Source organism: Staphylococcus sp. FSL W8-0305 (assembly GCF_037966415.1).
Taxonomy (GTDB): domain Bacteria; phylum Bacillota; class Bacilli; order Staphylococcales; family Staphylococcaceae; genus Staphylococcus; species Staphylococcus aureus.
The window spans coordinates 336,361-356,016 of the sequence record NZ_CP150198.1; the positions used below are offsets into that span (position 1 = coordinate 336,361).

The 19,656-nt window shown below is 32.2% G+C and carries 21 protein-coding genes and 2 other annotated features (1 of these 23 only partly in view); of the genes, 19 read left to right on the forward strand and 2 right to left on the reverse strand.

Annotation, left to right across the window (positions count from 1 at the left end; all coding sequences use genetic code 11):
- Positions 1 to 19 precede the first annotated feature (19 nt).
- From clpX to NST10_RS01850, 10 genes are all read left to right on the forward strand, one after another.
- Positions 20 to 1,282, forward strand: a complete 1,263-nt coding sequence (clpX, locus tag NST10_RS01805; RefSeq protein WP_000472293.1) for an ATP-dependent Clp protease ATP-binding subunit ClpX — start codon at positions 20 to 22, stop codon at positions 1,280 to 1,282.
- A 153-nt stretch (positions 1,283 to 1,435) separates the two neighbouring features.
- On the forward strand, positions 1,436 to 2,026 hold the full coding sequence (gene yihA, locus NST10_RS01810) for a ribosome biogenesis GTP-binding protein YihA/YsxC (RefSeq protein WP_000867694.1): 591 nt from the start codon (positions 1,436 to 1,438) through the stop codon (positions 2,024 to 2,026).
- A gap of 216 nt (positions 2,027 to 2,242) precedes the next feature.
- Positions 2,243 to 3,589 carry a glutamyl-tRNA reductase gene (hemA, locus tag NST10_RS01815; RefSeq protein ID WP_339210825.1) on the forward strand — a complete coding sequence of 449 codons (1,347 nt, stop codon included), beginning with the start codon at positions 2,243 to 2,245 and terminating at the stop codon, positions 3,587 to 3,589.
- Between the two features lie 21 nt (positions 3,590 to 3,610).
- A complete protein-coding gene (locus NST10_RS01820; protein WP_001157326.1) occupies positions 3,611 to 4,426 on the forward strand; it encodes a cytochrome c biogenesis protein in 816 nt (271 codons plus the stop codon).
- 41 nt (positions 4,427 to 4,467) lie between these two features.
- Positions 4,468 to 5,394: a hydroxymethylbilane synthase gene (gene hemC / locus NST10_RS01825; RefSeq protein ID WP_001230225.1), complete on the forward strand. Its 927-nt coding sequence runs from the start codon at positions 4,468 to 4,470 to the stop codon at positions 5,392 to 5,394.
- A gap of 21 nt (positions 5,395 to 5,415) precedes the next feature.
- Complete coding sequence (locus NST10_RS01830; protein ID WP_000805946.1) at positions 5,416 to 6,084, forward strand: uroporphyrinogen-III synthase; 669 nt, start codon at positions 5,416 to 5,418, stop codon at positions 6,082 to 6,084.
- A gap of 2 nt (positions 6,085 to 6,086) precedes the next feature.
- On the forward strand, positions 6,087 to 7,061 hold the full coding sequence (gene hemB / locus NST10_RS01835; RefSeq protein WP_000667126.1) for a porphobilinogen synthase: 975 nt from the start codon (positions 6,087 to 6,089) through the stop codon (positions 7,059 to 7,061).
- Between the two features lie 47 nt (positions 7,062 to 7,108).
- Complete coding sequence (gene hemL / locus NST10_RS01840; protein WP_001270861.1) at positions 7,109 to 8,395, forward strand: glutamate-1-semialdehyde 2,1-aminomutase; 1,287 nt, start codon at positions 7,109 to 7,111, stop codon at positions 8,393 to 8,395.
- 47 nt (positions 8,396 to 8,442) lie between these two features.
- Positions 8,443 to 8,556: a hypothetical protein gene (locus tag NST10_RS01845; RefSeq protein WP_031788448.1), complete on the forward strand. Its 114-nt coding sequence runs from the start codon at positions 8,443 to 8,445 to the stop codon at positions 8,554 to 8,556.
- 33 nt (positions 8,557 to 8,589) lie between these two features.
- Positions 8,590 to 9,663, forward strand: a complete 1,074-nt coding sequence (locus NST10_RS01850; protein ID WP_000178006.1) for an AbrB family transcriptional regulator — start codon at positions 8,590 to 8,592, stop codon at positions 9,661 to 9,663.
- Between the two features lie 222 nt (positions 9,664 to 9,885).
- Here NST10_RS01850 and NST10_RS01855 read toward each other — a convergent pair whose 3' ends face one another.
- On the reverse strand, positions 9,886 to 10,446 hold the full coding sequence (locus NST10_RS01855; protein ID WP_001001218.1) for a DNA-3-methyladenine glycosylase I: 561 nt from the start codon (positions 10,444 to 10,446) through the stop codon (positions 9,886 to 9,888).
- Between the two features lie 57 nt (positions 10,447 to 10,503).
- Positions 10,504 to 10,805 (forward strand) — a binding site (T-box leader).
- Positions 10,806 to 10,848: 43 nt separating this feature from the next.
- On the opposite strand from NST10_RS01855, the gene NST10_RS01860 reads away from it, so the two are divergent.
- From NST10_RS01860 to NST10_RS01880, 5 genes are all read left to right on the forward strand, one after another.
- On the forward strand, positions 10,849 to 13,479 hold the full coding sequence (locus tag NST10_RS01860; protein WP_000425358.1) for a valine--tRNA ligase: 2,631 nt from the start codon (positions 10,849 to 10,851) through the stop codon (positions 13,477 to 13,479).
- Positions 13,480 to 13,491: 12 nt separating this feature from the next.
- Positions 13,492 to 14,763: a folylpolyglutamate synthase/dihydrofolate synthase family protein gene (locus NST10_RS01865; RefSeq protein ID WP_001108339.1), complete on the forward strand. Its 1,272-nt coding sequence runs from the start codon at positions 13,492 to 13,494 to the stop codon at positions 14,761 to 14,763.
- Between the two features lie 260 nt (positions 14,764 to 15,023).
- Entirely contained in the window at positions 15,024 to 15,731 is a 708-nt protein-coding gene (locus NST10_RS01870) for an A24 family peptidase (protein ID WP_000261106.1), read from the forward strand.
- A complete protein-coding gene (gene radC / locus NST10_RS01875) occupies positions 15,728 to 16,414 on the forward strand; it encodes a DNA repair protein RadC (protein WP_000692881.1) in 687 nt (228 codons plus the stop codon). Before NST10_RS01870 ends, radC begins: the two co-directional genes overlap by 4 nt.
- 67 nt (positions 16,415 to 16,481) lie before the next feature.
- Positions 16,482 to 16,766 (forward strand): hypothetical protein, encoded by a 285-nt coding sequence (locus tag NST10_RS01880; protein ID WP_000171861.1) that lies wholly within the window; start codon positions 16,482 to 16,484, stop codon positions 16,764 to 16,766.
- A gap of 115 nt (positions 16,767 to 16,881) precedes the next feature.
- On the opposite strand, the gene NST10_RS01885 is transcribed toward NST10_RS01880, so the two are convergent.
- The gene (locus NST10_RS01885; RefSeq protein WP_000025835.1) at positions 16,882 to 17,079 is read right to left on the reverse strand and encodes a hypothetical protein; all 198 of its coding nucleotides are present in this window, start codon (positions 17,077 to 17,079) and stop codon (positions 16,882 to 16,884) included.
- Between the two features lie 159 nt (positions 17,080 to 17,238).
- Between NST10_RS01885 and NST10_RS01890 the strand changes: the two genes are divergently transcribed.
- The 4 genes from NST10_RS01890 to mreD all read left to right on the forward strand — a co-directional run bounded on the left by NST10_RS01890 (position 17,239) and on the right by mreD (position 19,477).
- Positions 17,239 to 17,712, forward strand: a complete 474-nt coding sequence (locus tag NST10_RS01890; protein ID WP_001236733.1) for a DUF4930 family protein — start codon at positions 17,239 to 17,241, stop codon at positions 17,710 to 17,712.
- A gap of 73 nt (positions 17,713 to 17,785) precedes the next feature.
- Complete coding sequence (locus tag NST10_RS01895; RefSeq protein ID WP_000840603.1) at positions 17,786 to 17,905, forward strand: hypothetical protein; 120 nt, start codon at positions 17,786 to 17,788, stop codon at positions 17,903 to 17,905.
- A gap of 199 nt (positions 17,906 to 18,104) precedes the next feature.
- Positions 18,105 to 18,947 carry a rod shape-determining protein MreC gene (gene mreC / locus NST10_RS01900; RefSeq protein ID WP_000911041.1) on the forward strand — a complete coding sequence of 281 codons (843 nt, stop codon included), beginning with the start codon at positions 18,105 to 18,107 and terminating at the stop codon, positions 18,945 to 18,947.
- Entirely contained in the window at positions 18,947 to 19,477 is a 531-nt protein-coding gene (mreD, locus tag NST10_RS01905) for a rod shape-determining protein MreD (RefSeq protein ID WP_001259929.1), read from the forward strand. The genes mreC and mreD overlap by 1 nt, the downstream gene beginning before the upstream one ends.
- A gap of 26 nt (positions 19,478 to 19,503) precedes the next feature.
- Positions 19,504 to 19,656 (forward strand) — a sequence feature (ribosomal protein L21 leader region) (it continues 101 nt past the right edge of the window).

The following is a 19,656-nucleotide window of genomic DNA, read 5'->3' on the forward strand; positions in this document are numbered from 1 at the left end:
GAATAGGGGTGTAAAAAGAATGTTTAAATTCAATGAAGATGAAGAAAATTTGAAATGCTCTTTCTGCGGAAAAGACCAAGATCAAGTAAAAAAACTTGTAGCAGGAAGTGGTGTATATATTTGTAATGAGTGTATTGAATTATGCTCAGAAATCGTCGAAGAAGAATTAGCTCAAAACACTTCTGAAGCGATTACAGAATTACCTACTCCTAAAGAAATTATGGATCATTTAAACGAATATGTTATTGGTCAAGAAAAAGCTAAAAAATCTTTAGCTGTGGCTGTTTATAACCACTATAAGCGTATTCAACAATTAGGACCAAAAGAAGATGATGTTGAGTTACAAAAAAGTAACATTGCCTTAATTGGGCCAACAGGTAGTGGTAAAACATTATTAGCTCAAACATTAGCCAAGACGTTGAATGTACCATTTGCAATTGCAGATGCGACAAGTTTAACTGAAGCTGGTTATGTAGGCGATGATGTTGAAAATATCTTGTTGAGATTAATTCAAGCAGCTGACTTTGACATTGATAAAGCCGAAAAAGGTATTATTTATGTAGATGAAATTGATAAAATTGCACGTAAATCTGAAAACACATCTATAACACGTGACGTTTCAGGTGAAGGTGTTCAACAAGCATTGCTTAAAATCTTAGAAGGTACAACTGCAAGTGTTCCGCCACAAGGTGGACGCAAACATCCAAACCAAGAAATGATTCAAATTGATACAACAAATATCTTATTTATTCTTGGTGGTGCCTTTGATGGTATTGAAGAAGTGATTAAGCGCCGTCTTGGTGAAAAAGTTATTGGTTTCTCAAGCAATGAAGCTGATAAATATGACGAACAAGCATTATTAGCACAAATTCGCCCAGAAGATTTGCAAGCCTATGGTTTGATTCCTGAATTTATCGGACGTGTGCCAATTGTAGCTAATTTAGAAACATTAGATGTAACTGCGTTGAAAAACATCTTAACGCAACCTAAAAATGCACTTGTGAAACAATATACTAAAATGCTGGAATTAGATGATGTAGATTTAGAGTTCACTGAAGAAGCTTTATCAGCAATTAGTGAAAAAGCAATTGAAAGAAAAACAGGTGCGCGTGGTTTACGTTCAATCATAGAAGAATCGTTAATCGATATTATGTTTGATGTGCCTTCTAACGAAAATGTAACGAAGGTAGTTATTACAGCACAAACAATTAATGAAGAAACTGAACCAGAATTATACGACGCAGAAGGTAATTTAATTAATAATAGTAAAACATCAGCTTAATCATTGATGTGTTATAAAAGTGAAAAGCTCCAATCAAAGTTGACGCTCAAATAGTTTAACTTTGATCGGAGCTTTTTTATAATGTATACCGAAAGGTTCAAATATTATATAATGGTAAAGTTGAAAGAGAATATAAAAAAGTGAGGATATAAAATGAAAGTTAATCCTAATAATATAGAATTAATCATTAGTGCAGTAAAGGAAGATCAATATCCAGAAACAGAATTGTCTGAAGTTGCACTGAGCGGTCGATCTAATGTAGGTAAGTCTACATTTATCAATAGTATGATTGGCAGAAAAAATATGGCACGTACATCACAGCAACCCGGCAAAACGCAAACGTTAAATTTTTATAATATAGATGAACAACTTATTTTTGTGGATGTTCCAGGGTATGGATATGCTAAAGTAAGTAAAACACAACGTGAAAAATTTGGGAAAATGATTGAGGAATATATAACTAAGAGAGAGAATTTACAATTAGTTATTCAATTAGTTGATTTAAGACATGATCCAACACAAGATGATATCTTAATGTACAATTATTTGAAACATTTTGATATTCCTACTTTAGTTATATGCACTAAAGAAGACAAAATTCCAAAAGGCAAAGTTCAAAAGCATATTAAAAATATTAAGACACAATTAGATATGGACCCAGACGATACAATTGTAAGTTATTCATCAATTCAAAATAATAAACAACAACAAATATGGAATTTAATTGAACCGTATATTTCATAGTTTTTGTACGACAAAACTTATACAAAAATTTTAAAAATAATGTAAGCACGAAACTTTTAATTAGTACACAATTGATAACATTTTTCAACGTTCATCATTTTGTCAAAAACTCAAAAGTAAATTAGAAAGATTATAATTTATTTAAGCATCGTACTTAATTGGATTTTAAATTATGTTATAATATTTGTATTGTTAGTATATATGGGGGCGTTTCAAATGCATTTTATTGCAATTAGTATAAATCATCGCACAGCTGATGTTGCACTAAGAGAGCAAGTTGCTTTTAGAGATGATGCCTTACGAATTGCCCATGAAGATTTATATGAAACTAAATCTATTTTAGAAAATGTCATATTATCAACATGTAATCGAACTGAAGTATATGCTGTTGTTGATCAAATTCACACAGGTCGTTACTATATTCAACGATTTCTAGCTCGTGCATTTGGATTTGAAGTAGATGATATTAAAGCAATGTCAGAAGTAAAAGTGGGGGACGAAGCAGTAGAACATTTATTGCGTGTCACTTCTGGTTTAGATTCAATCGTACTTGGAGAAACTCAAATTTTAGGTCAAATAAGAGATGCATTATTCTTAGCGCAAAGCACAGGTACGACAGGAACAATTTTTAATCATCTATTTAAACAGGCAATTACTTTTGCAAAAAGAGCACATAATGAAACAGATATAGCTGATAATGCTGTAAGTGTGTCTTATGCTGCGGTCGAGTTGGCGAAAAAAGTATTTGGCAAATTGAAAAGTAAGCAAGCTATCATTATTGGTGCAGGGGAAATGAGTGAATTATCACTATTAAATCTTCTTGGTTCTGGAATTACTGATATTACAGTAGTAAATAGAACAATTGAAAATGCTATGAAATTAGCAGCAAAGCATCAAGTGAAATATGATGAACTATCATCATTACCAAATTTACTTGAAAGTGCAGATATTGTGATTAGTTCGACGAGTGCACAATCTTATATCATTACAAATGAAATGATAGAAAGAATTGCAGAAAATAGAAAGCAAGATTCACTAGTATTGATTGATATTGCAGTTCCTCGAGATATTGAACCTGGTATTAGTGCCATCACAAACATCTTTAATTATGATGTTGATGACTTAAAAGGTTTAGTTGATGCAAACTTACGTGAGCGACAATTAGCGGCTGCAACAATTTCGGAACAAATTCCTGCAGAAATACATGCACACAATGAGTGGGTTAGTATGTTGGGTGTTGTTCCAGTGATTAGAGCTTTACGTGAAAAAGCTATGGCAATTCAAGCGGAAACGATGGACAGTATTGATCGTAAATTGCCAGGGTTAAGCGAAAGAGAACGTAAAATTATATCTAAACATACAAAAAGTATCATCAATCAAATGTTGAAAGATCCTATTAAACAGGCCAAAGAATTAAGTAGTGATAAGAAAAGTAATGAAAAATTAGAGCTATTTCAAAATATATTTGATATCGAAGCTAAATGTCCTCATGAGCAAGCGAAGCAACAAAAAGAAAGCAAGGTCAAGGAAATTTCAGCGCGACGTATCTTTAGTTTTGAATAAGCATATTAATATGGTGATAATATGCAAGAAAACCTGTTTATTCGATTCAATGAAATTATATTATTAATATACTTAATCAGTATCATTTGCTATTTTTATGATTTTGTCCAAAAAAGTCATAAGATTAGAAGTTTAGGCATATATTTATTGGGGATTGTTTGGGTTTTACAAACAATCTCTTTATCTATTTTTATTATACAAACTAAACATATTCCATTAGGGTCTATTTCAGATGTATTCTATACTTTAAGTTGGCTGATTATTTCAATCTCTTTAATTCTTAACCTTATCAAAGTTTTGAATTTCTCTGTGTTTTTCTTGAATTTAATAGGGTTAACACTTTTAGGGATGAATACATTTCAACCGACACATTATACTAATAAGGTTCAGAAAATTGCTGTTGTAGACGAGTTACTGTTAGTCCATATTGGTCTAGCTGTGTTAAGTTATGTCTTCTTTGCCTTAGCTTTTGTCAATGCATTACTGTATATCATGCAATACCGTAATTTGAAGGAAAAGCGTTTTGATCAAAAATACTTTAGAATAGGTAGCGTTGCTACACTTGAATCAATTGTGTTTTATTCAACGTTAAGTGGGTGGATAATTCTCATATTTAGTATTATTTTAGGTACACAATGGGGTGTAATTTCAGTTGGTGAACGTATATTCATTGACCCGAAGGTAATACTCTCTTCAATTATTACAGTATTATATGGAAGTTATATTTTACTTAGAATCAACAAATGGTTGAATTCAAGGTATTTAATATACTATAACATTATTTTATTTTGCTTAAATATGATTAATTTATTTTTTGCAACACATTTTGTGAATTAAGAAAATAATCTAGAGCAATCCGTTCCTAGGAGGAATTGAACATGCGTAAATTAGTCGTTGGCTCCAGAAGAAGTAAATTAGCTTTAACACAAAGCCAGCAATTTATTGATAAATTAAAAGCTGTCGAGCCAAATCTAGAAATTGAAATTAAAGAAATTGTCACGAAAGGCGATCGTATAGTAGATAAACAATTGTCTAAAGTCGGAGGCAAAGGCTTATTTGTTAAAGAAATACAACATGAACTTTTTGAAAAAAATATCGATATGGCAATACACTCGCTGAAAGACGTACCAAGTGTAATTCCGGAAGGTTTAACATTAGGTTGTATCCCTGATAGAGAATTACCTTTTGATGCGTATATTTCTAAAACACATACACCACTATCCCAATTGCCAGAAGGTAGTATTATTGGTACTAGTTCATTACGTCGTGGTGCACAAATATTATCTAAGTATCCTAATTTAGAGATTAAATGGATTAGAGGTAATATAGATACACGATTAGAAAAGTTACAAACTGAAGATTATGATGCGATTATTTTAGCTGCAGCTGGTTTAAGAAGAATGGGCTGGTCAGATGATATTGTAACATCTTATCTTGATAGAGATACATTGTTACCTGCAATTGGACAAGGTGCTTTAGGGATAGAATGTCGTAGTGACGATGAAGAACTATTAACATTATTAAGCAAAGTACATAATGATGAGGTTGCAAAATGTGTGACTGCTGAACGAACGTTTTTAGCAGAAATGGATGGTAGTTGTCAGGTGCCAATCGCAGGATATGCTACAATCTCAGATCAAAAAGAAATCGAATTTACAGGTTTAATTATGACCCCAGATGGTAAAGAACGATTTGAATATACAATGAACGGAACAGATCCGGTTGAGTTAGGAAAAAAAGTGAGTAACAAATTAAAAGAGCAAGGTGCTTATGAAATTATAAAACGCTTAAATGAACAACATTAAATAATGGAGTGACGTTTAAATATGAAGCCAGTTGTAGTTATGACACAAACAAATGACATGCAAAGTGATTTAGTATCAATTATTCACAAACCTTTTATTGATATAAAGCCACTAAATTTTGATATTCATTTGTTAAATCAACGCTATGACTGGCTTATTTTTTCATCTAAAAATGCTGTGAAATTCTTTTATAAATATCTAAAAGGAATTAATGTTGATAACATTGCTGTGATAGGAAGTAAGACAGCGCAATATTGTGAATCACTTGGCATTCGAGTTGATTTTATGCCAAACGACTTTTCTCAAGAAGGATTTTTAGAATCATTTAATCAAACTAACCAAAAAATACTTTTGCCTTCGAGTGAATTGGCGAGACCATTGTTATCAGCAGCGTTATCTGAAGATAATGAAGTTGTTAAAATAGATTTATATACTTCAGTGCCTAACAAACAAAATATACAAGATGTTAAAGAAATGATAGAACATCAACAAATCGATGCATTAACATTTTCAAGTTCGTCGGCAGTACGTTATTATTTTAATGAAGGATTTGTACCAAAATTCAAGTCGTATTTTGCTATTGGAGAACAAACAGCACGGACCATTAAATCATATCAACAGCCAGTAACAATTGCAGAAATTCAAACACTCGAATCACTAATTGAAAAGATTTTAGAAAGTAGGGGCTAAAAATGAAATTTGATAGACATAGAAGATTGAGATCATCAGCGACAATGAGAGATATGGTTAGAGAGAATCATGTAAGAAAAGAAGATTTAATATATCCAATTTTTGTAGTTGAAAAAGACGATGTGAAAAAAGAAATTAAGTCATTGCCAGGTGTATACCAAATCAGTTTGAATTTACTTGAAAGTGAATTAAAAGAAGCTTATGACTTAGGCATACGTGCCATTATGTTTTTCGGTGTTCCAAACTCAAAAGATGATATAGGTACTGGTGCATACATTCACGATGGTGTTATTCAACAGGCAACACGTATTGCTAAAAAAATGTATGATGACTTATTAATTGTTGCAGACACTTGTTTATGTGAATATACTGATCATGGTCATTGTGGTGTGATTGATGACCATACACATGACGTTGACAATGATAAATCATTGCCACTACTTGTTAAAACAGCAATTTCTCAAGTAGAAGCTGGTGCTGATATTATTGCACCAAGTAATATGATGGATGGTTTTGTTGCTGAAATTCGTCGTGGATTAGATGAAGCCGGCTATTACAATATTCCTATAATGAGTTATGGTGTCAAGTATGCATCAAGTTTCTTCGGACCTTTTAGAGATGCAGCAGATTCAGCGCCATCATTTGGGGATAGAAAAACGTATCAGATGGACCCTGCTAACCGTTTGGAAGCACTTCGTGAATTAGAAAGTGATCTTAAAGAAGGGTGCGACATGATGATTGTTAAACCTGCTCTAAGTTATTTAGATATAGTTCGAGACGTTAAAAATCATACGAATGTTCCAGTTGTTGCATATAATGTGAGTGGAGAATATAGTATGACTAAAGCAGCGGCACAAAATGGTTGGATTGATGAAGAACGTGTCGTTATGGAACAAATGGTTTCAATGAAACGTGCAGGTGCTGATATGATTATTACGTATTTTGCAAAGGACATTTGTCGCTATTTAGATAAATAAGGTTTTATATGTATGATTTTCCATAAACTATAGGAGGAATTTACTTTATGAGATATACGAAGTCAGAAGAAGCAATGAAGGTTGCTGAAACTTTAATGCCTGGTGGTGTAAATAGTCCAGTACGCGCATTTAAATCAGTAGATACACCAGCAATTTTTATGGATCACGGTAAAGGCTCAAAAATTTATGATATCGATGGTAACGAGTATATCGACTATGTACTAAGTTGGGGGCCACTTATTTTAGGACATAGAGACCCTCAAGTTATTAGTCATTTACATGAAGCAATTGATAAAGGTACAAGTTTTGGTGCATCAACATTACTTGAAAATAAATTGGCGCAGCTCGTTATTGACCGAGTACCTTCAATAGAAAAAGTGCGTATGGTGTCATCTGGTACAGAAGCTACATTGGATACTTTAAGATTAGCACGTGGTTATACTGGCAGAAATAAAATTGTAAAATTTGAAGGTTGCTATCATGGTCATAGTGATTCGTTATTAATCAAAGCTGGGTCAGGGGTGGCAACATTAGGATTGCCGGATTCTCCTGGTGTGCCTGAAGGTATTGCTAAAAATACAATTACAGTTCCATACAATGATTTAGATGCACTTAAAATCGCTTTCGAAAAATTTGGAGACGATATTGCTGGTGTAATCGTAGAACCTGTTGCTGGTAATATGGGTGTCGTACCGCCGATTGAAGGTTTTTTACAGGGATTAAGAGATATTACGACTGAATACGGCGCATTGCTAATTTTCGATGAAGTAATGACTGGTTTCAGAGTCGGTTATCATTGTGCACAAGGTCACTTTGGTGTGACACCAGATTTAACTTGCTTAGGAAAAGTTATCGGTGGAGGACTACCAGTAGGTGCTTTTGGTGGTAAAAAAGAAATCATGGATCATATAGCACCATTAGGAAATATTTATCAAGCTGGTACGTTATCAGGAAATCCTCTTGCAATGACAAGTGGTTATGAAACGTTAAGTCAATTAACGCCAGAGACATATGAGTATTTTAATATGTTAGGCGATATACTTGAAGACGGTTTAAAGCGTGTATTTGCTAAACACAATGTACCAATAACTGTAAATAGAGCAGGTTCAATGATTGGTTATTTCTTAAATGAAGGACCTGTAACTAATTTTGAACAAGCGAATAAAAGTGATTTGAAATTATTTGCAGAAATGTATCGTGAAATGGCAAAAGAAGGTGTGTTTTTACCACCATCTCAATTTGAAGGTACATTCTTATCTACGGCACACACGAAAGAAGATATTGAAAAAACGATTCAAGCATTTGATACGGCTTTAAGTCGTATTGTAAAATAAATATACGGACAAATTGAGAGCCTGAACTTTGTTCAGGCTCTTTTTAAATGTATATCAGGCATGGCGGCGACTTGATAGTGAAAGTCCATATATGCTTTGTAGTCAAAACTGCTAGCGGATATTGTTATCTTAACAAACGTGAAGCTCAAGCAGCAATTTAGTCATTTTATTTTTTATTGAAAGAAGTAGAAAACATGACAATGATATATAGAAATAATTTCATTGTGTTCGTTTTATCATTTTTTATTAGTATTCTACTGTATTCATCGCACGTATTACTCCCATTTATGTTTGGTCCTATTATCGCATCAATCATTTGTGTAAAAGTTTTCAAACTTGATATTAAATGGCCATTCTTACTTAGTGAATTAGGAATTGTACTATTAGGTGTGCAAATCGGATCAACGTTTACGAAAAATGTCGTTATGGATATTAAAGACAATTGGCTTTCGATTATTGTAGTATCTATTTCGATATTATTAATTGCCTTAGTAATGGCATTTATTTTTAAAAAAATTGCACGTATTAATACAGAAACAGCTATTTTAAGTGTTATACCAGGAGCACTAACACAAATGTTGGTCATGGCTGAACAAGACAAACGTGCTAATTTGTTAGTTGTTAGCTTAACGCAAACATCACGAATTATATTTGTTGTTGTTTTAGTACCGTTCATTTCATATTTTTTTCATGATGGTAACATGCATGCGAATGGTAAGTTAACAAAAGTCTTGCCTTTATCACAAGTATTAAACATAGGGCAAATAGTTATTTTAGCGATAGCTATCTTTATAGTTTATCTAATTATGTCTAAAATAAAGTTTCCAACATTTCAATTATTAGCACCACTCATTGTATTAATTGTTTGGAATTTTTCTACAGGTCTAACATTTACACTAGATCATTGGTTGTTGAACATGGCACAACTAATATATATGATTAGAATTGGAGTTCAAATTGCGCATTTATTGTCAGATTTAAAAGGTAGACTAGCAATCGCAATTACAATTCAAAATATTATGTTGATAATTGGTGCGCTAATCATGGTTTATATCATACATTTCTTTGATAATAATCCTATTAATGAATTGTTTCTTGGTGCAGCACCAGGAGGGGTTAATCAGATAGTTTTAGTTGCATTAGCTACTGGTGCCGATGTTGCTATGATTACGAGTTATCATATTTTCCGAATCTTTTTCATCCTATTTATTATTGCACCAGGAATTAATTACTTTTTAAAATATCGTTCGAATAAGCGTGAAGATTAGAAACTATCATCCATTTAAGTTAAATTATGCTTAGGATAGAATTCATTATTAAGGTTTAAGCAAAGGTTTTACATCTATTTTTAAATTAAGATATCTAATATTAGAAGTGCATTAACATGGAACTTTAACTTGTGATTTGAATAAATTTCTACATTAAAAAACGAGACAGTCTATTAGTTAAAAATAGATGATGTCTCGTTTACTTTATGATGCTATAGCAAATTAATTGTGTCTAGGCTTTGATGGACAATCTTTTAAATGTGCATCATATAAACCGGCTGCCTCTAAAAACGAAAATACTGTTACTGGACCTAAAAATTTGAACCCGTATTGTTTTAAATCTTTAGATAGTTGTGTTGCAGTATCATCAACTGTGATACGATCAGAAGCATGTTCATACTGCAAATCTTTAGGCTTACCATTTACATAAGACCATAAAAATTTACTAAAACTACCAAATGCTTGTTCAATTTTTAAATACCCTTGAGCTTGATTAACAATTGCTTCTAATTTTTTACGATGATGAACGATATTTGGAAAAGTCATTAAGCGGTCGATATCATGAGCGGTCATTTGTGCTACCTTTTCTGGTTCGAAATCATAAAATGCTTCTTCATAGGCTTCTTTCTTTTTTAAAATAGTTAACCAAGATAGCCCAGCATGTTGTGATTCTAATGCTAAAAGTTTAAACAATGCCTTGCTATCATAGAGCGGTTGTCCCCATACATGATCATGATAGTCTAAGTAGACTGGATCTTTAGTTCCAAATGCGCATTCATTCATTTTATTCCCACCTATACATTGACTTATTTTGTCAATCATTATACTATAAGTTAAGAGTTTAATATAGGATTTGGGAAGAGTAAGTTCAAATTATTTTAAAGAGAGCATATGATTTGGTGTGAGTATGTAAATGATTTTTACTGAAGGTAGCCCACAGAGTATCTTAGCTGAACGTGATTAATAGTAGGCTAAGACGTGTTTGAGCGTTAATCATAATCTAGAGTGCTTGAAGAGATGAAGCATTTCAAATTTCACGATGATAGTATTGGTATGATTATTCCAATTATGTTAAAAGAGTGAATTTGATATTAATCATCCTTCTTGAATATAGGTGGTACCACGGAATATCCGTCCTATTTGTATATAGGATGGATATTTTTTATTTTTTAGGAGGTATAGCAAATGGAAATGAAACCAAAATATGATCCTCGTGAAGTTGAAGCGGGACGTTATGAAGAATGGGTGAAGAATGGTTATTTTAAACCGTCAGAAGATAAATCAAAAGAAACATATACAATTGTTATCCCGCCACCAAATGTAACTGGTAAATTACATTTAGGACATGCATGGGATACAACTTTACAAGATATCATTACACGTATGAAACGTATGCAAGGATACGATACGTTATACTTACCAGGTATGGATCATGCTGGTATTGCGACACAGGCAAAGGTAGAAGCTAAATTAAATGAACAAGGAATAACTAGATATGATCTTGGTCGTGAAAAGTTTTTAGAACAAGCATGGGATTGGAAAGAAGAGTATGCGTCATTTATTCGTGCGCAATGGGCTAAATTAGGTCTAGGTTTAGATTATAGTAGAGAACGTTTTACTTTAGATGAAGGTTTAAGTAAAGCAGTTAAAAAAGTTTTTGTTGATTTATACAATAAAGGAATTATTTATCGTGGCGAACGTATTATAAATTGGGATCCTAAAGCACGTACAGCTTTATCTGATATTGAAGTAATACATGAAGATGTTCAAGGTGCGTTTTATCATTTTAAATATCCTTACGCTGATGGTGAAGGTTTTATTGAAATTGCAACTACAAGACCAGAAACGATGTTAGGTGATACAGCGATTGTTGTTAACCCTAATGACGAACGATACAAAGATGTAATCGGTAAAACTGTTATATTACCAATCGTAGGACGCGAACTGCCTATTTTAGCAGATGAATATGTTGATATAGACTTCGGTTCTGGTGCTATGAAAGTGACACCAGCACATGACCCTAATGATTTTGAAATTGGTCAAAGACATCAATTAGAAAATATTATCGTTATGGATGAAAATGGTAAAATGAACAACAAAGCTGGTAAATACGAAGGTATGGACCGTTTTGATTGTCGTAAACAGCTAGTTGAAGATTTAAAAGAACAAGATTTAGTTATCAAGATTGAAGATCATGTTCATTCTGTAGGTCATTCAGAACGATCTGGCGCTGTTGTTGAACCATATTTATCAACGCAATGGTTTGTGCGCATGGAAGACTTAGCGAAACGTTCATTAGATAACCAAAAAACAGATGATCGTATTGATTTTTATCCGCAACGTTTCGAACATACATTTAACCAATGGATGGAAAATATTAGAGATTGGACGATTTCAAGACAATTATGGTGGGGTCATCAAATTCCGGCTTGGTATCATAAAGAAACAGGAGAAATATATGTTGGAGAAGAAGCGCCAACTGATATTGAAAATTGGCAACAAGATGAAGATGTATTAGATACGTGGTTCTCAAGTGCTTTATGGCCTTTCTCTACGTTAGGTTGGCCTGATTTAGAAAGCGAAGACTTTAAACGATACTACCCAACAAATGCCTTAGTTACAGGTTACGACATTATCTTTTTCTGGGTAGCACGTATGATATTCCAAGGCTTAGAATTTACAGATCGTCGTCCATTTAATGATGTGTTATTACACGGCTTAGTTCGCGCTGAAGACGGGCGTAAGATGAGTAAATCATTAGGTAATGGTGTGGATCCAATGGATGTTATTGACGAATACGGTGCTGATAGCTTGCGTTACTTCTTAGCAACGGGTTCATCTCCAGGACATGATTTAAGATACTCAACTGAAAAAGTTGAGTCAGTGTGGAACTTTATCAATAAAATTTGGAATGGAGCACGTTTCAGTTTAATGAATATCGGTGAAGACTTTAAAGTTGAAGATATCGATTTAAGTGGTAACTTATCATTAGCAGATAAATGGATTCTAACACGTTTAAATGAAACGATTGCAACAGTTACTGATCTAAGTGACAAATATGAATTCGGCGAAGTTGGACGAGCATTATATAATTTCATTTGGGATGATTTCTGTGATTGGTACATTGAAATGAGTAAAATTCCAATGAATGGTAATGATGAAGAACAAAAACAAGTTACACGTTCAGTATTGAGTTATACTTTAGACAATATTATGAGAATGCTACATCCATTCATGCCATTTGTAACAGAGAAAATATGGCAAAGTTTACCACATGAAGGTGAAACAATTGTTAAAGCTTCATGGCCAGAAGTGCGTGAATCATTGATTTTTGAAGAAAGTAAACAAACAATGCAACAACTTGTTGAAATCATTAAATCTGTAAGACAATCACGTGTAGAAGTAAATACGCCATTGTCTAAAGAAATACCTATTTTAATTCAAGCTAAAGATAAAGAAATTGAAACAACTTTATCACAAAACAAAGATTATTTAATCAAATTCTGTAATCCTAGTACGTTAAATATAAGCACTGACGTGGAAATTCCTGAGAAAGCAATGACATCAGTTGTAATTGCAGGTAAAGTGGTATTACCATTAGAAGGGCTAATTGATATGGATAAGGAAATCAGCCGTTTGGAAAAAGAATTAGCTAAACTTCAAAGCGAATTAGATAGAGTAGATAAAAAGCTCTCTAATGAAAACTTTGTAAGTAAAGCACCTGAAAAGGTTATAAATGAAGAAAAACGTAAAAAACAAGATTATCAAGAAAAATATGATGGTGTGAAGGCAAGAATTGAACAATTAAAAGCATAGGAGTTAGTAACAATGAATTACCTAGAGAGCTTGTATTGGATACACGAAAGAACTAAATTTGGCATCAAACCAGGTGTTAAACGTATGGAATGGATGCTAGCACAATTTAATAATCCTCAAAATAACATTAAGGGTATTCATGTAGGTGGCACGAATGGTAAAGGCTCTACAGTTGCTTACCTTAGAACAGCTTTAGTTGAAAATGGTTATGAAGTAGGTACATTTACGTCGCCGTTTATTGAAACATTTAATGAACGAATTAGTCTAAATGGTGTGCCAATATCAAATGACGCTATTGTAGAATTAGTATCACGTATTAAACCAGTTAGTGAAATGATGGAACGTGAAACAGATTTAGGTGTTGCAACTGAATTCGAAATAATCACAGCGATGATGTTTTTATATTTTGGTGAAATACATCCTGTTGATTTTGTCATTGTTGAGGCTGGATTGGGTATAAAGAACGATTCGACAAATGTCTTTACACCGATTTTATCAATCTTAACTAGTATCGGTCTAGACCATACAGATATTTTAGGTGGTACTTATCTAGATATTGCTAGGGATAAAGGCGCGATTATAAAGCCTAACGTTCCAGTTATATATGCTGTTAAAAATGAAGATGCATTAAAGTATGTTCGTGAACGCGCAATTGAACAACATGCAAAGCCAATTGAATTAGATAGAGAAATTGTTGTTGTATCGCAAAATGATGAATTTACTTACCGTTATAAAGATTATGAATTAGAAACAATCATTTTAAGTATGTTAGGTGAACATCAGAAACAAAATGCTGCATTAGCCATAACAGCTCTTATTGAATTAAATGAACAAGGATTAATTGAATTAGATTTCAATAAGATGATAGACGGTATTGAATCAGTTCGTTGGACTGGACGTATTGAGCAGGTGCATGACAAACCTTTAATCATTTTGGATGGCGCACATAATTCAGAGAGTATAGATGCTCTAATTGATACAATTAAACAGTACCATGATAAAGAAAAAGTAGATATTTTGTTCTCAGCAATAAACGGAAAACCGATTAACGAGATGGTCAAACATTTAAGTTTAATTGCGCATACATTTTATGCAACTGAATTTGATTTTCCGAAAGCGTTACGCAAAGAAGAAATTGTAGGTAGCATTGAAAATGACGATATACAATTAGTAGATGACTACGTAGAATTTATAAAAAATTATCAAGGTGATACATTAGTAATTACCGGTAGTCTGTACTTCATAAGTGAAGTTAAATCAAAATTAGACTTTGAAGCATTATAAAACTAAAATAGCCATGAAGAATCTATTTAATCAATAGGTAGCTTCATGGTTATTTTTTATGCTCTAAATCGTATGTGTTTATAAGGTTAATTTCTTGCCATTATTAAATTTGCCGAGCAGTAATGGGCTGTTAAAGTATCCATCAATTATGCTTAGTAATATTGAAAAATTTAAATGAAAAAGAGGTTCAATATTTGGAGAATAGTGTATATTTACATTTTGGTAATAAGTAACTATAATTTACGTAAGGAGGTTGTCATTTGGTAGTATTGTTATCTTATAGTTGCAGTTGTATTTTTAGTTTTCTATATCAATTTATATCTATTGAAGAAACGTCATTTGATTATTTACATAGAAGATCGAAATGTGATTATTGTAATTCATCACTCAAATGGTATGAATTAATGCCGATTATTAGTTTTTTATTATTAAAAGGGAGATGTCGAAACTGTCATAAGCGTATTTCGCTAACACATTTCTTTGGGGAAACCTTTGCTTTAATACCTATCGTCTTTATTAAGTATGATTTCACATACGTAAATGCTACGCTTTTTATAACTACATATGTTTTTCTGCTTATTTTTACTATGACCGATATCACTTCTTTAATGTTAGATTGTCGCTTAATTATAATTTATTGTATTGTTTCTCTCTCGTTAAGTATTACTTATCCAGTAGCTTTTATCATTATTAGTATGACCACGCATATATTCTACTTTTTATTTCGGTCATATATTGGTTATGGTGACGTTTTACTAATATCTGCACTTTCTTTGTTTTTCCCTCTCCAATTCACTATTTATGTCATTATATTTACATTTGTCATTGCTGGTTTAGTTGCTTTAATTACCATGATATTTAAGCCGATTAAACTATTACCCCTTGTTCCATTTATATTTATTTCCTTTTTTATCAATTCACTTTTTTATAATGATATCCATCAATTTTTAGGAGGCGTATATTTTTGAAAATTAAAGAAATGGTAACTTCAGAAATGCCAAGAGAACGTTTGTTAAGCCATGGTGCAAAAAGTCTTTCGAATACAGAATTATTAGCTATATTAATTAACACCGGAAGAAAAGGATTCTCGAGTATTGACATTAGTAATGAACTGCTTAAATCTGCATCGAATCTGAATGAATTGAAAAAATCTTCAATTAACGATTTGATACAAGTTAAAGGGATTGGATTACAAAAAGCAATTACATTAAAAGCGGCATTTGAGTTAGGGGAAAGGATGGGGAGAAGAGCTGAAAATAATCGTATAAAAATAACGCAACCAAGTGATGTTGCTGATTATATGATTCCAACAATGAAAGATTTAACACAAGAACATTTTGTCATTTTATTGTTAAATTCAAAAAATGTAGTGATTAAAGAAACCTGTGTTTTTAAAGGTACATTAAATAGTTCGATTGTACATCCACGTGAATTTTTTAGTATTGCGGTGAGAGAAAATGCCAATGCAATCATCGCAGTTCATAATCATCCATCCGGTGATGTAACGCCCTCACAAGAAGATATAATAACAACAATGAGGTTGAAGGAGTGTGGTTTGATTTTAGGAATAGATTTATTGGATCATATTATAATCGGTGATAATAGATTTACCAGTCTTGTAGAAGCGGGTTACTTTGATGAAAATGATTGAAGTTGATAGAATTAATGACGTATCTTGTGTATAATACCTACGAAGTACTTTCATTGGAGGAAAAATAGTGACTCTATTTATTATTATCGGGGTTCTCGTGCCAATGGTTTATACCATGCAGTTAAATATTAAAAATGAACCTGTAACAAAGCGCAATCTATTAATAACATTAGCTTTATCTACGTTAGGTATTTTAGTAACGGCATTAGCAGGTGTGATTGTTACGAAACAAGCTTTTCCTTTATTAAGTGTAGCAATAGGCTCAATTATTACTGGAATCGTTTGGGGCCTATTACTAAGTGGTAGCTACGCGCTGATACGATTTTTATCTAACGCATTTGGGCGTAAATAATAGTAATCTGTTCATCAAGTAGTATACGTGCTTGAAAACAAATTAAACTCCTAATGTGGAACTAGTTAAAAAATTCTAAACTAGTACATTAGGAGTTTTGTTATGCAGAATAGATTTAATTGTTAAATTGAAAGTGTGGTAAAAATCCACTATTTATTTGAAAAAAATCGAGCAACCATATTAAGCCTTGATATCCTAAGTAAATACATAATAAAACAAGTCCGACATAAATTAAAAATCGCAAAATAGAAAGTCCAACTCTAAAAAGGAGGATGACTAATAGTGCTATTAAAATAATTGTGAGTATACTCAATGCTACAAACCTCCTCATACGCTTTTAAATCATAACAAAATTATAAGCCATTTTAAATGAACGTGCATCAGTCCTAAGATATATCATGATTAAGGCTGAAGACTGAGGAAAATATACATAATAAAATATATAATTAGATGAAGACATTGGAGGCGAACTATGAGATTGATATTTAGTATGATTAAAAACATTATAGCAGTAATAGCAATTGTGATAATTGTTTATATCGCCTTGAAATACGCACCTTTTTTAAAAGAACAAGATTGGAATCCTGTAAATCACGATAATGATCAAATGAATCAAGTTACGCAACCCACTAATGATGCCCAACATGTTTATGTAAGTGGTGAGAAATATTCATTAAAAGAAAATGATTTAATAAAAAATGTACCATTAAGCCAAATTAAAAATGTATTTAAAATGATAGATAAACTAGAGTTTATGGCTGTGTCTGGAATGAATCGCATGGCTTATAATGATCAATATATTATAGGTCAAAGAGGAGACGAATTTATTCTTTATAAATTTGGAGATGAGTCAATGCGTGTTTACAATACTGAATTTGAAATGCAACAAGACTTAAATGAATTAGGGCAAAATTTACAACTAAAACCCGAAAATGCTTATCAATAGGAAATTATTGCATAAGAAATATATTTTAGTTATCCTGTCACTAGAATAAATTTAAAAGGTTGGTGTAGTTCAAATGGCAGAACAATCAAAACAGAAACAAGCTAATGAACAACAAAAGGCCCAGAACTTATTCGCACGTTGGAGACAACTTCAGAATTCGAACAGTGAATCCTCGAACGATACAAACAGATAATTTTAAAATTTAAATCGATTATTTAAACTACTAGTGACTGGAATGTTTGCTAGTAGTTTTTTGTTTTTAAAATGCCACAATTTTTTTTACGGAGTTGTTCATTTTCAAAGTAATTCGTAGTTAGTGCTTTATTTCATAATGGGAGTAATATAAAATAGAAAAGGATATACAATATTTTGACATAATAGAGGTGTTCTGGGTGCTTAAGTTTTTTAAAAATAACAAATTAATTGTTGTTTTATGTGCAATTATCGTTTTTATTGCATTAATTGGGCTGTCCATACGTTCACAATCTCAATCACCTCCTGAACAATATATAGGTGATTCTGTGTCTTTTGGACAACGAGTTGTGAGTTATCCAGTTAATTTTGTTGCTGGTACGATTGGGGACTTTTTTAAAAAAGGAGATTCTAAAGAATCTAAAAATAAGATTAGCCAGTTAGAATCTAAGAACCAACAATTAGAAGCGGAAAATGAAAAATTAAAAAAAGAGCTTGATTTAAAAGATATTTCAAAATTTGATCCTATTTCTACTACGGTTTTAGCAAGAAATCCGGATCAGTGGATGAATACAATTGTAATTGATAAGGGATCTAAATCAGGTATAACTTCAAATATGGCTGTGATGACATCACAAGGTTTTGTTGGAAGAGTTACTAAAGTTAATAAATTTTCTTCACAAGTTGATTTAATCTCAACTAATACACGTGCGGGTAAATTATCTGTAAATATACAACACGGTTCTAAAAATATATTTGGCTTAATTGATCGTTATGATGAAAAGAACTCAGAACTTGTAATTAGTGATATTAATAATAGAGATAATATCTCAAAAGGTGATAAAGTCGTTACAAGTGGATTAGCTGATCAACTACCAAGTAATTTATATATAGGAGAAGTGACTAAGGTTCAAAATGATCAATACGGCTTAGCTAAAGAAGTTAGGGTTAAGACTGGTGCAGACTTAACAGATTTGAGCCATGTTTATGTTGCAAAAAGAGATCCTAAAACAATTCCTGATGATGAAAGCAGGGATAAATAATGCGTACACTGTATTATTTTTTGATAGGTATTTTACTATTTTATATAGATACTGCAATTGGGCTTCTTATACCAATGCACATAGGTAAGTTTGAACTTGTATTTGTACCACACCTTACATTTATGTATATTTTAATGATGGTAGTGTATCGTAGCTTTGGCGTATCATTATTGCTCAGCATATTTTTAGGTGTAATGACTGATGTATACTTTGGTAGTATTTATGGAGTGTACTTATTTGGCTATATATTGTTTTTAGCACTTATAGATCGATTCTTTAAAATTTTTTACAAAGATCATTCGATGTTATTCATTATTATATTAGCTAGCACCTTATTATTAGAAGTCTATGTGGCATTAATATACGGTATGTTAGGATTCATTCAATTTGATATTATTCATTTTGTAGTCTTTAGATTATTGCCAACATTAATTATGAATTTTGTACTGTTGATCATGCTTTATCCGTTGATTATAAAGTTCCTTAAAAAAACAAACAATGACATTGACATGAAACGCCGTCAATGGTAAGATGCAATAGTTGAGTAGTTATAAGTAGCTACATACAACCGCTCAAATATAGGTTCAAGAACATTTTTAATGAAGAAAGCGATTTTCCCACAGAGTGCAAACGCTTGACTCATTTGCAGAAGTTATTGAAAGAAAGCGATTGTCAATCAAGGCGTTGAAGGAAGAAACGAGAAGAGTTT

Bases quoted from the DNA above. Each gene is read 5' to 3' on its own strand.
- clpX (WP_000472293.1), top strand. From the start codon at position 20: ATGTTTAAATTCAATGAAGATGAAGAAAATTTGAAATGCTCTTTCTGC.
- yihA (WP_000867694.1), top strand. From the start codon at position 1,436: ATGAAAGTTAATCCTAATAATATAGAATTAATCATTAGTGCAGTAAAG.
- hemA (WP_339210825.1), top strand. From the start codon at position 2,243: ATGCATTTTATTGCAATTAGTATAAATCATCGCACAGCTGATGTTGCA.
- NST10_RS01820 (WP_001157326.1), top strand. From the start codon at position 3,611: ATGCAAGAAAACCTGTTTATTCGATTCAATGAAATTATATTATTAATA.
- hemC (WP_001230225.1), top strand. From the start codon at position 4,468: ATGCGTAAATTAGTCGTTGGCTCCAGAAGAAGTAAATTAGCTTTAACA.
- NST10_RS01830 (WP_000805946.1), top strand. From the start codon at position 5,416: ATGAAGCCAGTTGTAGTTATGACACAAACAAATGACATGCAAAGTGAT.
- hemB (WP_000667126.1), top strand. From the start codon at position 6,087: ATGAAATTTGATAGACATAGAAGATTGAGATCATCAGCGACAATGAGA.
- hemL (WP_001270861.1), top strand. From the start codon at position 7,109: ATGAGATATACGAAGTCAGAAGAAGCAATGAAGGTTGCTGAAACTTTA.
- NST10_RS01845 (WP_031788448.1), top strand. From the start codon at position 8,443: ATGTATATCAGGCATGGCGGCGACTTGATAGTGAAAGTCCATATATGC.
- NST10_RS01850 (WP_000178006.1), top strand. From the start codon at position 8,590: ATGACAATGATATATAGAAATAATTTCATTGTGTTCGTTTTATCATTT.
- NST10_RS01855 (WP_001001218.1), bottom strand. From the start codon at position 10,446: ATGAATGAATGCGCATTTGGAACTAAAGATCCAGTCTACTTAGACTAT.
- NST10_RS01860 (WP_000425358.1), top strand. From the start codon at position 10,849: ATGGAAATGAAACCAAAATATGATCCTCGTGAAGTTGAAGCGGGACGT.
- NST10_RS01865 (WP_001108339.1), top strand. From the start codon at position 13,492: ATGAATTACCTAGAGAGCTTGTATTGGATACACGAAAGAACTAAATTT.
- NST10_RS01890 (WP_001236733.1), top strand. From the start codon at position 17,239: ATGAGATTGATATTTAGTATGATTAAAAACATTATAGCAGTAATAGCA.
- NST10_RS01895 (WP_000840603.1), top strand. From the start codon at position 17,786: ATGGCAGAACAATCAAAACAGAAACAAGCTAATGAACAACAAAAGGCC.
- mreD (WP_001259929.1), top strand. From the start codon at position 18,947: ATGCGTACACTGTATTATTTTTTGATAGGTATTTTACTATTTTATATA.